Raw genomic sequence first — 17,147 nt, 5'->3', positions numbered from 1 at the left:
TGGGAGACCATCACGTACGATTCTGTGAGAGGGGCGAGGTGAAACTCCTCGTTCCTACTCGACAGTTACTTCCGTGACACATAGCCACAAAGTAAGTTAATTAATTGGTGGCTCTAAGAAAACGCCAATGTCTACGTTACGCTTGTCCCAAAAATGCTCTCGTACCTCAGTACGCTCCGCTTTTTGGAACTTCGTCCCGCCCTTTGGCGGGAACGTTTTTTTAAAGCCACTTAGAGTTTTCTTACAAACACTAATTAAAGTATCCAGTTCACAAGGCCCGAGGTTGTTGTCTACTACAGGAACTACGAAACCACTAATGGTCACGTGTCTTTGATACAGCTATGGTGCAACTTCTTTATTGGCAGTCCTTCTGTCAGGTTCAATAGTTTTCGTTAGCTCAGCAAAAAGTCAATTTACATTCCCGACCAGTCAAAAAACAACACCGGAGGAAGCAAAACCAGCATCGCCAGCAGGAAGAAAATGATCATTAATGGCAATACCCATTTAAACCATTTCTGATAAGGGATGTTGGCTATAGTTAGTACTCCCATGGTTACACCGCTGGTAGGAATGATGATATTAGAAAGTCCGTCACCAAGTTGGAATGCCAGTACCGCTGTTTGTCGCGAAATGCCTAATATATCACTCAGGGGAGCCATGATTGGCATAGTGAGAGCCGCCTGTCCGCTTCCGGATGGCAGGAAGAAATTAAGGAAGCTTTGCATATAGAACATCAACTCCACTGAGACCGCTTTTGGGTAGTCCTTAACGGCAGTGGATAAAGCCTGAAGTATGGTGTCGATGATCATTCCTTCAGAAGCTACTATCAATATCCCCTTGGCAATGGCAATAACAAAAGTAACTTTGATCATTTCTGCTGCGCCCTGCACAAAAGCTTCTACTGCATCGCTCACCGGCATCCGGTAGACCAAAGCTGATATGGCCCCCAGGATCAGAAACAGCCCTGAGATCTCATTGATATACCAATCCCACTGATTTACACCCACGATAAGCAAAACGAGTCCCGACAAGAAGATGGAGACCACCGCTTTATGCTTCAGGTTAAAGGTGGCCTCTACACCTTCATGATCCTTGTACCTGGACTTTTTATCAATCTCATGCATTGGACTTGCAGAGGGTGTTTTTTCGATCCTGTTGGCATATATCAAAACAAATACAATGGCTGTGATGGTAAATAGCGCCCAAACTACCAGCCGGTATTCCCAGCCGCTAAAGGGGGGGAGCTCCGCAATACCCTGTGCAATGCCGATGGTAAATGGATTCAGAAATGCACCCGCAAAACCAGCTCCGGCCCCGATGAAGGGGATACTTACACCCACTATTGAATCGTAACCCAACGCGAAGCTTAAAGGAAGAGTGATAAGAATAAATACAAGCACTTCTTCGCTCATGCCGAAGGTTGCTCCGGCCAAAGAAAACAGCATCATTAAGACAGGGATGACAAACTTTTTGCTTTTAGGCCGTTGTCTGCTCAGCCGTACCACCGATTGCAACCCGGCTTCAATGGCTCCTGTTTTGTTGATGATGCCGAAAGAACCGGCTACAAAAAAGATGAACACTATAATTTGTGCTGAGGAGATAAACCCCTTAATAGGGGCCAGGATAAAATCAAAAAAGCCTGCGGGGTTGCTTTCTGTTTCATGATAGCTGCCGGGGGTGACTAGTTCTCGTTCATCAACTATTTGTCTATCGAATTCACCTGCCGGGATGATCCAGGTCAACAATGTAAAAGCCGCTAAAATAATGAGTAGCAGAATGAGCGTATCCGGTAATTTAAATTTCATGTGTGTGTTAATTTCGAGCCTTTCCTTTCTTAAAAACAAGAATCGAAGAGACTTGCTTGCTTACTTAATCATTTATTGGAAAGAGAAAATTTTGCGCCAGGTAGCAACACATCCAGCCGTAAGTCGTTGGCGCCAAGCAACCCGTTGTGATCTGCCTGCGAATGGTCGGGGTTTCTAAACAGGATCACCTGGGATTCACCTGTGACTCGGGCAGAATCACCCTCAACAATAATGGCAGTTGACTCATCGATACCAATACCCAGCATGCCGGGATATTCAATGACTGCGCAGATCAGCCGGTTATACCTGCTTCTTTTGATGAAGTGCTGATCGATAATGGCAGTTTCTATCAGTCCCAAACCCGGCTTGATCTCTATGTTGTTCGATTCAATGTTGCGGAAGGTTTCCTCATAAAGTGGATACTTGAGTTCATTTCCGGTGATCATTTTTTTGCTCATTACAGCGGCTCCGGCACTTGTACCTGCAACTACACTTCCATTTTTAAAGGCTTCTTTAATAGCGACCTCTATGGGAGTTTGGTAAACTACCTGCATAAACTTGTTCTGATCACCCCCTGAAATGTAAATGAGATGAGCCCCTTTTATTGAGTCTAACTGCTGTGGTGTTGCAGGCTGATCTTTAGTGAAATTCATGCCTGTAACATTCGTTATTCCGAGGTCTGCAAACTGGATTTTGGCGTAGTAGACGGATGAATCAGGTTCTTCGCTGGACATAGGCAGGATGATACCATAGCCTTCCTTATCAATTTTTGATAGTTCCACCAGTTCCTTAACCATTGCGGCAGGTCGTTTACCACCACCGATGATAAAGAGCTTGCCCGCAGGACGCTCCATTGGGGTGTTTGTTGGCTCCGGTCCACGTGTACACGCCAATAGCGCCAACAGAAACAGTATTTGAAATCTATTAGTCATAGTGTATTGATATAAGAATGGCTGCATCAGAAGTTTTTGTCATCATTGCAAATTCATGACAACGATCCTCCCGATACAGCCCTTAACCTAAACAAAAAATAAAAATTATCCTCCGTATCCTGCGTTTTGCTTCAGGTTTTTATTTACGTTCATCTCACGTTGTGGAATTGGGAATACCAGTTCGTTAGCATCAAAAGGTAATCCATCCACGGGAAGTTGCAACCTTTTGTAGTCATGGATGGCATGCCCCTCATGGGCCAGCTCACGTCTTCTTTCTAATAAAACATCATCTACTGTGGGCGTTGCGTTAAATGGTAACCCGGCTCTTTCCTGTATTTGAAAAAGGTCATTTTCCGGAGTATCTCCCACTGTTTCACCGAGCCGGATATTCCCCTCTGCCCTTGTAAGATATAACTCACTTAACCTGATAAACGGAACGTTGGCAAATTGATTGATATACTTGCCTGTCCTGGTTTCTCCTGTGGCGGGGTCATCGTAGTACAGGTTCAACCTAAGATCGCCGGGATCATAAAGTGCTAACTGACCAGGTTGAATTTCTATATCTCCACGACCGCCAAAACCTGCTGCGGCAAAATATAGTTGCAGATTGTTAACCCCATCCTGAGTATTGACCTGGATCGCAAATATATCTTCACTTGAATTAGAAGAGTTGTTGTAAAGTGCTGCGTAGCCGCTCGCCAAAGAAAACAGTCCATTGGTATGGCCGATGGCTCGGTTCGCCGCATCACGAGCTTCTTCATATGCCAACTGTTGAAGGTAAACACGGCTGAGCACCGCGGCTGCGGCTGCTTTGTTGGCGTATACGTCATTATCAGAGGGTAAGTTAGCTTCGGCTATTTGAAGATCACGGATCACTTGGTCGTAAACGTCTGCAACTGAAGCTCTGGCAACATAATTTTCTTCCGAAATTCCTCTTGTTGGCTCAAGTATCAGTGGTACACCAAGGTTAGAGGCTACATTGCCAGCCGAATAGGGTTGAGCAAAGAATTTCACCAGTTCAAAATGCACCAGCCCCCGAATGAAATGGGCTTCACCTGAAATGCGGTCTCTATCATCTTCATCGACAACTTCTAGAGCGGAAATGACATTGTTGACAATGTTGATGACATCATAACCACCCAGCCATACTTCGGTTACATCCAGATTTACCGTAGTAATGTCTTTTCTCCATATTTCAGCAGGTGCATTGTACGTACCAGAGAACTGTATATGACTCTTTTGTCCGAGCAATTCAGCATTTCTTTGAAGGCTTCCTCCTAAAAGATCGCCTTCACTCAAAGCATCGTATGCGCCCAGTAGAGTAGTTTTTACGTTGGCATCACTACTTAATGCCAGATCCGCATCAACATCTTGCGGAGGTCTTAGGTCTAGTTCTTCATTACAGCCAATAAGGAGACCGATAATCGCCACCACAGCCAATATATTTTTTAATGTTTTCATCACTTTTCTAGTTTAAAGTTTAAAATCCAACTTTTACTCCAACAGTAAATGTCCTGGCTTGCGGAGCAGCATAAAAATCATTGCCCAGGTTGATATTAGAGGCCCGGTAATCAGTATTTACTTCCGGGTCCCAGCCGTCATAGTCTGTAAATGTGAGTACATTTTGCCCTGATACATATATGCGTGCCGTATTAAAACCTATATTTTGGATTAGATTGACGGGCAGATTGTAGGCCAGAGTTATATTTTTAAGACGGATATATGAGCCATCTGATAAGTATCTGCTGGAAGCTTGTGCACCATTGTTTTCGTATAACCTTGCCTGGGGTATATCGGTAATGTCACCAGGCTTTTGCCATCTCCTAAGCTGATCTTTAGTCTGGTTGTCTTCATATCTGCCATTAGCCGACATAAAACCTCCGCCACCATTAAAGATCTTGTTACCTGTAGCCCACTGGAACAGGAAGTTTAGTTCCAATCCTTTAAAGCTGATGTTATTGCTCCAGCCACCAATAAAATCAGGGGTAGGGTTCCCTAATACTACTTTGTTGGCACTGTTAAAGTTATTCGTTGTCTCTCCGGGAGTTTCTCCATTTACATAGAACAGTGCATCTCCATTATCCGGGTCTGCTCCGGCATATTCCACCCCATAAAACACTCCAATGGGCTCACCGACCTTGACTACATTCAACCACCTGGAACTTCCCGAGTCTATTATCTCCTGGTCACCACTTAGCTGGGTGATTTTGTTGTTGTTTTTTGCCAGGTTCACAGAGGTAGTCCAACGGAAGTTGCCTGTCGCTATGGCATTATAGTTTAATACAAGTTCTATTCCCTGATTCTCCAGCTCTCCAATATTCTGGGTCTGGGATTCAAACCCTGTAGTGCCGGGAACAGGTACATCCAACAATAGCCCGCTGGTCTTTTTTATGTAGTAATCAAGCTCCCCGGAAAGTCTATCGTTCATTAAACCGAAATCTAAACCAATGTCGAGTTGAGCGGTTTTTTCCCATTCCAGGTCAGGATTTGGGATCTGCGAGGGCCTGAGACCGGATGTTTGGTCATAGCTTACCGGGCGATAGAGTCCGAAATGGTCATAATTGCCGATTTCAGCATTTCCTGTCAATCCATAACTTGATCTCAGCTTTAGGAATGATAAGAAGCTGTTGTCGGATAAGAATTGCTCATTACTGATTATCCAGCCTACCGATGCTGCAGGGAAAAATCCATATTGATTGTTTTCACCGAACCTGGAGGAAGCGTCAACCCTGCCACTCAGTGAAAGCAGGTATCTGCCATGAAGCTTGTAATTGGCTCGTGCAAAATACGACAGAAAAGAAAATTCGTTTAAAGTACCTGATCCGGCCACAATCTCTGCGGCCGAGGCAACAGTCTTAAGATTGTCGATCGGAAAGCCCTGCCCTTCAACATTTGTCTGATCCCTGGTAGACTTTTGATATTCAAATCCACCAATAATATCGAAATTACTAACGCCCAACTCCTTATTCCAATTCAAATAGATTCGTGAGGTGTTGTTGAAAATCCTTACCCATCGGGATGTGCCGTATCCATTTACATCAAGTCCTGTTTGTGTTTTGGAATTTTGGTAACGATCTTCATACTGTGTCAGCAGGTCGAAGCCATATTCTCCTTTTAACGTTAGGGCATCTGTAATGTCATAGCTAACATACGTGTTGACCAAATTTCTAAATACAGTCGATACAAAATGGGAATTTTCCAGTTCAACAGTGGCAGGGTAATAGAACATGGCCGGGTTGAGTGCATTGTCATATAAGTTTCCTTCCTTGTCCCTTACCGGAGTCAAAGGAGATTGTGCCACCAGTTGCAAAGGAGTTGAAAATTGATTGTCCTCCGTCACCCGGTTATTAGTAGTTTTTGAGATACCAACATTTAAACCAAAGGTCAATTTGTCTGTCGCTGTATGGTCGAGGTTGAGGCGACCGGATATTCTTTTGAAATTATTGCCGATCAGGATACCATCTTGATCGCTGTACGATCCACTGGCATAGAACCTCGTTTTCTCTGTTCCACCCGCTGCGGATAGGTCAAAAGCAGTTAGCCGGGCATCCTGGAATGCCTCCTTTTGCCAATCCGTATCATTTTCTAACTGCCTCCAGTCGGTGTCTCCGGCCAGAAAGTCAAAGGTTTCCTCCATATACTCCAGCCACGAGCCAGGATAATCGCCAGGATCATTGATAGGGTCATATCCCTCTGCCAGATCATTGTTATATGCTGCCTCTCTATATAATTCAACATACTCCTTAGCATTTAGCCATTCTCTCTTTCCGGTCGGACTGCTGACGCCATATTGAAAGTTGGCAGTAAATTGAGTTTTTCCCTGCTTTCCTTTTTTGGTAGTTATCAGAACAACACCATTCGCTGCCCTGGAACCATATATTGCAGCGGCAGATGCATCCTTCAGAATATCAATAGACTCTATATCATTAAAATTAATGTCTGCCAGTGGGTTAGTTGCCGCACCCGTACGCGACTGGTTATCAGCAGTGATGGGAATACCATCAACCACATAAAGCGGTTCATTGCTTGCTGTTATTGATGAACCGCCCCTGATACGTATATTGATGCCTTGTCCCACCTTGCCGTTTTGTGAACTCACCAAAACACCAGCCGATCGGCCCTGTATGGCCTGTTCAAAACTGGGAACAGGTACATTTGCAATTACTTCGCCATCTACCTGCGCTATATTACCCGTTAAGTCACTCTTGATCTGGGTTCCATAGCCAACTACCACCACCTCGGATAGTTGTTTGATGTCTGGCTCAAGCTGTGCATCAATTACAGATCGTCCATTCACGGTAACTTCCTGAGATGCCATGCCCACAAACGAGAAAACAAGTGTTCCTGCTGAAGGAGCGGACAATGTGTATTGACCGTTAACATCTGTGACTGTACCTTGTGTAGTACCTTTCACAATTACACTTACACCAGGTAAAGGTTCTCCATCTTCTGCCGAGGTGACCTTACCTGAGATATTTGTTTGAGCATACGCACCCAGCGATACCAAACAAATACAAATAATAGTAAACATGTGTTTCATAACATACTTATTTTGTTTTAAATAAATTTTTAAGAAAAATGGGTTTTTGGTATGCTCTCAAACGAGCATAAGCAATAGGGAAGACCGGTCAACTAACAGTCGAAAACAGGCTGCAGGTTGCGTAGTCCCAGGATTTTTTCTGCCTGGGCAGGAATAGGCTTCAATGATTTTCCGAAAGCAACGGAATAGAACGCTTCCCGAGGGCTGCCAGAAACGGTTAATTTATTTAGTGTCTCTAAGAAAACGCCAATGTCTGCGTTATGCTCGTCCCAAAAATGCTCATCCCGACAACTGTGACAACTGTACGGGACTCCAGCTTCTTGGCATTTCACAAGCCTTGACCTTAACGTTTTCTTAAAGCCTCTTAGAGTTTTCTTACAAACACTATTTAGAAAAAGGTATATGTCAAAAATGGATATACCAACTACCTTAGATATAGTAGACTTCATACATCATCAGAATTAGAAATTAAAATCCGTAAAAAACCTTACGTACTGATTGATCCTGAAAATGTAAGTCTAACAATCAAAAATGGGCTGAAGATTAAGAAGGCTCAGTGGTTTTGCTGAGATGGAAATGAATCTGTATAGAGGTGCATTTAGAGCCTTCATGAGGTCAATTATAATAATTCCCCGCGGCTTTTCCAAATAACTATGGCAAGTAAAAGTCAAAATTGATATTATTCATGCATTTAAAATGCCCCTTCGGACACTTTTCGTAACCTATTTTAGAACAAGGCCTGCAGTCTAGCTTGTTATTTTCAAAAACTGTGAATTTTGTTCTAAAAGGGTACATCCCAAATAAAGGAATGGTGTTTCCCCAGATGCTGAATATCTCTTTTTTAAAAGCCGCTGCAATATGCATCAGCCCTGTATCATGTGTGAAAACGTAGCGTGCTTGTTTTACCAGTGAAGCAGACTGATTTAAATTGTATTTTCCGCAGGCATTGTAAATGATGGTCTTTTTGTTCATCCGCATCAATCCTTCTTCCATAGGAGCGGACTTCTCTGTTTTTTCGAAAAACTGCCGAATGGCTTCGCCTGTTTCTGCATCTCCCGGGCCTCCCAGTAGAACGATGGGCTTATTGATCTTATCACACAGTTCGATCATCCGTTTCAGAGGAAGCTTTTTTGTATTGTGTTGGGCGCCTATGGCATAGGCTATGTATTCTTTTCTATGCGTTTCCGGTAGCCACTCCAAAGGTACTATATCCTTTTCCGGGATGAAGTAATCGAGGCCGAGGCTGTCGATCTTAACTCCCAATGGTTTTACCGTATCCATATATCTTTCTACGATGTGCCTGTTGGGTAGTTTGTTGATCTTGAGGTTCACCATCAGCCACTTTTCCCAGTTGAGTTTATCAAATGAGTAGCTTTTTACTCCGAGTCTGGTTTTAATTATCCGTGTTCTTAAATTACGATGCAGATCAATAACATAGTCAAATTTTTCCGTTTTCAACGCTTTAATAAGGTCGCCAAGACTGTCTTTTAGATAATGTATTTTATCAATATAGGGGTTGGGCTCTACAATTGACCTAAATTGTTCCTTAGTGCAGTAGTGTATCTGAGGGTCATCCAATTGAGTTTTAAGGTTACGCACTACGGGTGTGGTGAGCACAATATCTCCAATAGATGAAAAACGTATGACTAAAACTTTCAGACTCATTAATGGTTAACTTACGTCACTCAACAAATAAGGATTTATAATTGCTCCAAAGTTGTAAAATAAATTGATAATCCAGTTTGCCTATTGCTTTTGCCGATTGCCAACTTTCAATTTATCTAGTAGGCAAATACTACCTACAGTAACTGTTTATGTAACTGCTTCCAATGCCCTTTCCTTCTTATTTCTGAAGTATTGGTCTATTTCACTCAGTGTCAGGCTGTTTAGATTCATGTCTTTTGTTAGACCTCCCTTGCGGGCTGCAAGTATGCCATAGCGCATGTCATGATAACCCTCCCGGGCATGAGCATCAGGGTTAATACTCAACATAACCCCCTTTTGCAGGGCATAATAGATCCAACGCCAATCAATGTCAAGCCTGCGGGGGTGAGCATTTACCTCAATCACCACATTGTTTTTAGCACAGGCATCAATAATTGCTTTATGGTCTACCGGATAGCCATCTCTCTGCAGTAGGAGACGTCCGGTCATGTGCCCAAGAATTGTGGTAAAGGGATTTTCAATGGCGGTGACCAACCTTTGAGTGGCCTTTTGGATATCCATATTCAATACAGAATGTATGGATGCCACTATAAAATCAAAAGTGGCTAAGGTATCATTGTCATAGTCTAAAGTTCCATCCGGTAAAATATCACACTCTATACCTTTGAAGATCCTGAAAGGGGCCATAGCAATATTCAGCTCATCAATTTCTTTCTGTTGGTCCTTTACCCTGTTTTCGTATAGGCCATTAGCATAGTAAAATGATGATTTACTGTGATCTGAAATGCCAAGATACTCATACCCCAGTTCCTTGCAATAGCGGGCCATCTCTTCAATGCTGTGTTTCCCATCGCTATAGGTGCTGTGATTGTGAAGAATACCTTTTAGATCTTTCATCTTGATAAGTTGAGGCAGGGCATTGTTGGTGGCGCTTTCAAATTCAAACTGTCCTTCCCTGATCTCGGGTTCGATAAACGGCAATTCGGCCAGGTCATAAATGGCTTGCTCGGAAGGTATATCAGCAGAGCTTTTTATGAGGCTGTACAGACTGTCGTCTTCGTTGATAGGGTGGTGGATATGAACATTAGAACCTGTGGTGATGAAAAGTATTTTATAGAACTCTGAACGGGAGGTAAATCTTATTCTTACCGGCAGGTTTGCTCCCTCGAAAGTTCCACGCCAGTTAAACGGGCTGGATTGTTTCTTTAGATAGGTCAAACCATCAATGGTGTTAATATACGCGTTTACGGCATTGATATTTTCACTGCCAATAACCAAAGTCAACTCATCAATGATCTCCACTCTTCTGCGAAAAGCGCCACTTTCTGAGATCAAAATATCAGGAAAGTGTTCGGTAATGTTTTTCTTCAAAAAGTTCATCAACACTTCGGCTTCTGCGTAAAGCACTTTGCCCGCATGTTGCCGTTTATATAAAATAGCCTCTTTCAGGTTAGCCTGTGTCTTTTCGCCAAACCCCTTTAGCTTGGCCAGCTTTCCTTCATCAATCGCTTGTAACAGGGCATCACAGCTTTCAATATCCAGCTCTTTCCATAACTGCCGGATCTTTTTGGCGCCTATGCCTTTAATGTCAAGCATTTCTATGACGCCTTCAGGGGTTTCTCCTGTCAGTTTTTCTATGGTTGTCGATGTTCCGGTTTTGCAAATTTCCTCAATAGCGGCAGCTATGCTTTTTCCTACACCATTGATCTCCTCCAATTCCACACAACTCATCTCTGACAAAGCATTGGTTTCCCTTTCCAGGTTAAAAAGTGCATTGTTGTATGCTTTAATTTTAGAGTCGCTTTCCCCGTGTAGTTCCATGAGCGCTACGCTATGTCTGATCAATCTGATGATGCTTTTGTTATCCAAGGCTATTAATTTTTAATTATATTTTGCAGTACCGATAATTGTGTAAATTTATAAAAACGTATTAACGAAAAAGAATAATTCAATGAACTATTGGTTAATGAAATCTGAGCCGGGAACCTATTCGTGGGATGACCTGGTTAGGGATAAGCGGACACATTGGGATGGAGTAAGGAATTACCAGGCGCGAAACAATATGAAAGCTATGAAAGAAGGCGACCTGGCACTTTTTTACCATAGTGTTAATGAAAAGGCAGTTGTTGGTGTGGCGAAAATTGTAAAAGAATATTACCAGGACCCCAGTACTGATGATGAAAGATGGGTGGTAGTGGATGTGGCTCCTTACCAACAATTGAAAAGCAGCGTTACGCTTGATGATATCAAAAATGATAAAAGACTGGAGCAAATGGTATTGGTGAGAAATTCTCGTTTGTCAGTACAACCAGTGAAAAAAGAAGAATTTGATATTATCTTAGGTATGAGTGAATAGAAGAGTCTTGAGTACAGAGTCGTGAGTCATGAGTAAAATTTGGCAAGACAAGTGGAATGCCTTTGGGGCCTCTGAATACATCAACACTGACGACTCCATACAAGCATGCATATGAAAAAATATATACTGTCGGTCATCCTAGTTACAACATTGGTCCATACTGTATACCCACAACTGAGGCAGTTGGAGCGTTATGAACTGGAGAAAAAGAATAATGACGATTATTTCAACGTGCTACCCGCTGGGCGCGATGGATTGGTTATTTTCAGGGATACGGACGAGTATAGAAAAGGTGAGGGAGATATTTGGGAGATCACTACGCTGGATACCGCAATGGCTGAACGATACAAAAAAGAGCTGGCCATTGATAATCGTTACATATTTAAAGGATTTGATCTCTACGACAGCAAGCTGTACCTTATCTTTACTCAAAGTGAATCTGCGGTCAGCGACTTCCACCTGGTAACTATTCACCTGTTAAGCGAGGAAGTCAGGAGTTATGACATTAAAAATGAATTGGCGCTTGAGCTGTCTCACCTTACCGTAGTGAAAGATCATCTGGTGTTGGCCGGTTATGTGCGGTACAGCCCAACAGTGGTAACTTATCAAATAGGCGAGAACCGGGCAGCAGTAGTCCCCGGGTTTTTCAAGGATAGAAGCGATATTGTCGACCTGCGGACCAATGATAATTCCACTTTTAATATTCTAACACTTGAAAAGACCTATCAGGGCTATATTTTACGGCTACGCACATACGCCCCGGAGGGCACCATGCTATTTGAAAAGTCTCTCGAACTAAAGGAAAATTACAGGTTGCTCAGCGGGAAGACCACTGATTTTGTGAATGGAAATATTGCCGTTACGGGTACATATGGCAGCTCATCTTCCAATTATGCTCAGGGGATTTATTTTGCTATCGTAAAACCGGAGGGGCAGCAGGATATTGTGCGGTTTTATAATTTCACAGAGCTTGAACACTTCTTTGACTATATGGGATCAAGAAGGGCCGCCAGAATAAAAAGAAGGATTGACCGCAAGCTGGCGCGTGGCAAGGAGTTTAGATACCGTTCCCGATTGTTGATGCATGAGGTTAGGAAAAAGGACGATGGCTATATATTGGCAGCGGAAATTTATAACCCTCAGTCTGATGGAATTAATTCAAGGAGCTATAATCCCTACTATGGTTATGGCTTCAATACCGGCTATCAGGATTTTTCCAATGCCGCGAATCAAAGATATGTGAAGCGTAGCAGCCCGTTGGCCAATGTTGATGATGCCACACATTTTAAATATTTAGAATCTGTAATCGTAAAGTTGGATAATAAAGGTGAGCTCATTTGGGATAATAGTATAAAAGTAGAAGATGTTGAAACATATTCACTTGAGCAGATTGTAGACTTCTATGAATCAGCAAACAATGTAAATCTACTTTATAAATCTGAAGAAGCGTTGAATTATAAAGTTGTTGATCAATCGGAAACATTAACAAGTGGGAAAGAGGGTATTCATTTATTGTATGAAAATGATAAGATAGTACATACCTACGATGGTGTAGGGAAAACCCATTATTGGTATGGCGATTATTTTCTGGTATGGGGCTACCATCGCGTGGAAAATAAGGCAAATCCGGATGTTGAGAATAGGAGAAGTGTTTTGTTTATCAATAAAGTGGCATTTGAATAAATACAACAAATTATTTCGTTGTTGCCTGCTGCTTATTTTGCTTGTGATATCAACTCTGACGGTCATCGGGCAGATAGCGCAGCCAGCACGCTTTGAAGTGGAAATACCTGGCGGACATGATTTTGAAGTCGTGTCTGCGGGTGAGGGAGGACTTTTGCTCTTTAGGGAGAAAGAAAATACCCACAAGACAGGTGATCAACTGTGGGAAATAATTAAGCTGGATACAGCGCTTAATGCTCTATGGAAGAAGGAATATTTTATTCCTGCCGATCTGACACTGCTGGGGCGGTACTTTGAAAATGATCAGTTGTACCTGCTCTTCAGAAGTCAAAACCTTAGTAAGCGTAATCTCGAACTATTTACCCTTACCGCCTCCAGTGGCGCTGTTGCCACTACTACCATTCGAAATTTTATTCCTTTTGCCCTTCAAAGCTTTAAGGTATTGAATAACGCCTCAGTACTTGTGGGAGGATACTACAACTACCGTCCTTTAGTAATACTGTATGATCTGGAGAAAAATGTCCCGAGGGTACTGCCGGGACTGTTCAACGAGCGGTCAGAACTTATAGAGATAAAGATCAACCCGGATGATACTTTTGATGTCATTTTAAAGGGAAGGACATTGGAAAAGGTGATGACCCTTTTTATCAGCACTTTCGACAGCAATGGAAATCTGATCAAAAAAATTGTATTGGATACCGAAAAATCAAAGGGACTGTTATTTGGACGTGGACAATCGTTGGATGGGCAGGCACAGTTAATAGCCGGAGTATATGGAAAGCGATATTCTGAATATTCCCGGGGAATTTTTGTAGCCAACATCAATGAATATGGGGAGCAGCAGATCAAATTTTACAACTATGGCGAGCTGAAAAACTTCTTCAGGTATATGAAGGCCAAACGCGAACGCAGGGTACTGAACAGGATAGAGCGTAAAAAGTTCAAGAATAAAAAACTCCGGTTCAACTATCGCTTACTCGTACATGAGCTGATCAAAAGTGATGATCAGTATATTTTGCTGGGTGAAGCCTTTTACCCTAAATATAGAACTGTCAATAGCAATTCAGGTCTTTTTAATTCGGTTTGGACGGTGAATCGCGGCATTTACCACTCCAACTTAATTTTTGATGGCTATAGATATACCCACGCGGTTATCTTGGGGTTTGATAAAAAAGGTAACCTGCTGTGGGACAACAGCTTTGAGATCAATGATGTCATATCTTTTGAACTTGAGCAGTTTGTGCAGGTAGACATTGAGCGGGATAAAATTGTATTGCTATATGTATTTGATGATGCCATCAGGTCCAAAATAATCAGGGGCAGCGAAGTGTTAGAGGGCAAAGAGGAGAGTAAGGTCCGGCTGACTATTGAGACCAGTGAGGCATTAGAAGCCAAGACAAAGATCGAGGGACTGGAAAAGTGGTATGGAAATGTTTTTTTTACCTACGGAGTTCAAAATATCAAAAGCACCGGCACTGCCATACCTGCAAGAGAAGTATTTTTTGTGAATAAGGTGATTTATGAGTGATCAATTATAAAGCATTTTCATTTCTTAGCTGACTTTTATATTCCATCTTGAGCTATTCCTACCGTTATTATTCCTCTATTTATATTTAATGATACATCCTGTAATTATATTTTTATTCCCCTTACTCTTGTAGGTGACTAAATTGGATAGTGACTCTTAAATATAAGGATGTTTGAACATTTAAATAAGTTGTTATTATTATTTTTAATATTTTATTTAAAATAAGTTTGATTATATTATTTAAAGCAATATTTTGCCGCCATATTTCAAAAACAGTCGCTTATCCGGCTTTTTTTGTACATAATTATAAATTTCTGAAAAATAAAAAGTGGAGTCTCATTTTTTGAGACGCGCGCCTGCTATACTTGTGCTATCGGTATAGACGTTTAAGGTGAATTTTAATATTAAAAATGATATATGAAGCAAATTTTACTTATCCTGATTATGACTTTTCCGGCATTGAGGAATTATGCCCAGACAACGTACAGTGGTGTTTTAAACCACACCAACAATTATTTGACAATGCAACCTTTCAGCAGTACGTACGATGACGGATCCTATGCGAAGCTTTTTTATGATGGGCATAATAAAGTTATTCGATTTTGGAACTCGGTTACAAGCCATACTTCCATTCATGCCGACAATGGAACATTCAACGGAAGATTATTAGTCGGGGGCAGTATCAGTGCGGTATCCAGTTTTCAGTTGGATCCTAAAGGAACGGCCTCAGGAGATCTCTATGGAATAAGAGTTACAGAAACAGGGAATAATACTACAAAACTCCACATATTCAGACGGTTTACGAGCGATGACAGCGACAAGGATAGGATGGTGATTGATAACACAGGTAACATTGGGATAGGTACATCTTCACCCACCGCCAAATTGGATATTAGCGCTTCAGGTGATGGCGCAGAGCTTTTGAGGTTTTCTACTGAAAGATCATGGGTATTCAAGCAAACCGGCACGGGAATCAGTGCTCACTTGGCTCTGGAAGGAAACAAGAAATTTATCATCCAGAATTCTTCGCAAGAAGTGATGCACTGGCTGAGTGGCTATAATGGGTATTCATACTTCAAAGGAAGTATGGGAATAGGTACGGAAAATATCGGCTCCTTCAAACTGGCTGTAGAAGGAAAAATAGGAGCCAGAGAGGTTCAAGTGACAAGCGTCTCCCCTTGGCCTGATTATGTCTTTAAAGAGGGTTATAAGCTTACTCCTCTCGAAGAACTTGAGATCCATTTAAAAAAGAACAAACACCTTCCCGGCATTCCCACTGCCAAAGAAGTAGAAGAAAATGGAGTGAATCTGGGTGAGATGAATGCGAAGCTATTGGAGAAGGTGGAGGAGTTGACGCTATATTTAATCGAAATAAAAAAGAGAATATAGAATTGAAAAAGAGAATTGAAAAACTGGAAGGAGGAAGTGATGATTAAGAAATTACTTCTTCTGGCATTCATGTCAGTGTCTTTGTCTGCTGCCGCTCAGAACTGGAGCGGATCGACTCCCGGAAATATATACTATAACGGAGGCAATGTGGGAATAGGGATCAGTAGCCCCGGTACAAAACTCGATGTACGCGGTAATATTCGGTTCTCAGGTGCCACTAATGGCAGCACTGGGGTTGGCGATGGCTTCACCCACTTTAGTCATGGCAACGGCAACAACTACATTCGGGGCAATACTTACTTGCAAACCTCAGGCTTAGTGGCGATTAATGCGGGAGGTAAGACAGTTATAACCGGAGGTAATGTTGGGATTGGCACGGAAACACCAACCGAGCAACTTGAAGTTGCTGGCAAAATTAAGATGTATGGGCAGCCGAGTCCTCGCCACGATAACAGCATAAGCGGCTATGTTTTGCAGTCTTCACACTTTTATGGGCATACAAATACCGAAAATATTTACGTCGGTGAGGAAGGTAACACAGTTTTTCTGAGAGGAATGCTCAACGTTGGGCTTAATGCATCAGTTAATGGCAATCTGGGTATTGGTATCAGTAGTCCTAGTACGAAGTTGGACGTACGTGGTAATATACGCTTTTCCGGAGCAACCAATGGTAGTTCTGGAATAGGAGACGGTTTTACACATTTTAGCCATGGAAACGGCAACAATTATATCCGAGGAAACACCTACTTGCAAACCTCAGGCTTAGTGGAAATTAATGCACAAAGTAAAACAGTTATAACCGGAGGCAATGTTGGTATTGGCACCTCCAACCCCGGCACGTTCAAACTCGCTGTAGAAGGTAAAATAGGAGCAAGGGAGGTTCAGGTGACCGCCACCTCCCCCTGGCCCGATTATGTCTTTGAAGAAGATTATGCGCTTACCTCTCTCGAAGAACTTGAGAGTCATTTAAAAGAGAAAAAGCACCTTCCCGGTATCCCCACTGCTAAAGAAGTAGAAGAAAATGGAGTGAATCTGGGAGAGATGAATGCGAAACTGCTCGAGAAGGTGGAGGAGTTGACGCTTTATGTTATAGATGTGAACCATCAAACCAACTCATTGAACGAGCAGGTGAAAGCTTTGCAAGCAAGTAATCAATTACTTGAAGAACAGAATAATCTATTAAAGCAACAACTGGAGTTGCTTGTAAGCTCAAACGAAGAAAACGAATAACATTTAAGTCAGCCTAGAA

11 protein-coding genes are annotated in these 17,147 nt (G+C 42.3%); 5 read left to right on the top strand and 6 right to left on the bottom strand.

The annotated features are described in order from the left end of the window. Window positions 1-413 precede the first annotated feature (413 nt). The 6 genes from C900_RS24100 to polX all read right to left on the bottom strand — a co-directional run bounded on the left by C900_RS24100 (window position 414) and on the right by polX (window position 10,811). Window positions 414-1,805, bottom strand: a complete 1,392-nt coding sequence (locus tag C900_RS24100; RefSeq protein WP_009582948.1) for a YfcC family protein — start codon at window positions 1,803-1,805, stop codon at window positions 414-416. Between the two features lie 68 nt (window positions 1,806-1,873). Then, the gene (locus C900_RS24095) at window positions 1,874-2,737 is read right to left on the bottom strand and encodes a cyanophycinase (RefSeq protein ID WP_040497452.1); all 864 of its coding nucleotides are present in this window, start codon (window positions 2,735-2,737) and stop codon (window positions 1,874-1,876) included. A gap of 105 nt (window positions 2,738-2,842) precedes the next feature. Continuing rightward, window positions 2,843-4,198, bottom strand: coding sequence for a RagB/SusD family nutrient uptake outer membrane protein (locus C900_RS24090; RefSeq protein WP_009582946.1), 1,356 nt, complete (start codon window positions 4,196-4,198; stop codon window positions 2,843-2,845). A gap of 19 nt (window positions 4,199-4,217) precedes the next feature. Further along, the gene (locus tag C900_RS24085; protein ID WP_009582945.1) at window positions 4,218-7,277 is read right to left on the bottom strand and encodes a SusC/RagA family TonB-linked outer membrane protein; all 3,060 of its coding nucleotides are present in this window, start codon (window positions 7,275-7,277) and stop codon (window positions 4,218-4,220) included. A gap of 651 nt (window positions 7,278-7,928) precedes the next feature. Continuing rightward, window positions 7,929-8,942, bottom strand: coding sequence for a glycosyltransferase family 9 protein (locus C900_RS24075; RefSeq protein ID WP_009582944.1), 1,014 nt, complete (start codon window positions 8,940-8,942; stop codon window positions 7,929-7,931). A 147-nt stretch (window positions 8,943-9,089) separates the two neighbouring features. Then, window positions 9,090-10,811 (bottom strand): DNA polymerase/3'-5' exonuclease PolX, encoded by a 1,722-nt coding sequence (gene polX / locus C900_RS24070; RefSeq protein WP_009582943.1) that lies wholly within the window; start codon window positions 10,809-10,811, stop codon window positions 9,090-9,092. Window positions 10,812-10,893: 82 nt separating this feature from the next. Between polX and C900_RS24065 the strand changes: the two genes are divergently transcribed. The 5 genes from C900_RS24065 to C900_RS28905 all read left to right on the top strand — a co-directional run bounded on the left by C900_RS24065 (window position 10,894) and on the right by C900_RS28905 (window position 17,128). Next, the gene (locus tag C900_RS24065; RefSeq protein WP_040497450.1) at window positions 10,894-11,298 is read left to right on the top strand and encodes an EVE domain-containing protein; all 405 of its coding nucleotides are present in this window, start codon (window positions 10,894-10,896) and stop codon (window positions 11,296-11,298) included. A 111-nt stretch (window positions 11,299-11,409) separates the two neighbouring features. After that, a complete protein-coding gene (locus tag C900_RS24060) occupies window positions 11,410-12,981 on the top strand; it encodes a hypothetical protein (protein ID WP_157494178.1) in 1,572 nt (523 codons plus the stop codon). After that, window positions 12,974-14,509, top strand: a complete 1,536-nt coding sequence (locus C900_RS24055) for a hypothetical protein (RefSeq protein WP_040497448.1) — start codon at window positions 12,974-12,976, stop codon at window positions 14,507-14,509. Before C900_RS24060 ends, C900_RS24055 begins: the two co-directional genes overlap by 8 nt. A gap of 417 nt (window positions 14,510-14,926) precedes the next feature. Beyond that, window positions 14,927-15,898 (top strand): hypothetical protein, encoded by a 972-nt coding sequence (locus tag C900_RS24050; protein ID WP_009582939.1) that lies wholly within the window; start codon window positions 14,927-14,929, stop codon window positions 15,896-15,898. Window positions 15,899-15,937: 39 nt separating this feature from the next. Further along, complete coding sequence (locus tag C900_RS28905; RefSeq protein WP_157494176.1) at window positions 15,938-17,128, top strand: tail fiber protein; 1,191 nt, start codon at window positions 15,938-15,940, stop codon at window positions 17,126-17,128. The last annotated feature ends 19 nt before the right edge of the window (window positions 17,129-17,147 follow it).

The organism is Fulvivirga imtechensis AK7, assembly GCF_000331535.1.
Lineage (GTDB): Bacteria > Bacteroidota > Bacteroidia > Cytophagales > Cyclobacteriaceae > Fulvivirga > Fulvivirga imtechensis.
This window is presented reverse-complemented; position numbering and strand designations above follow the sequence as displayed.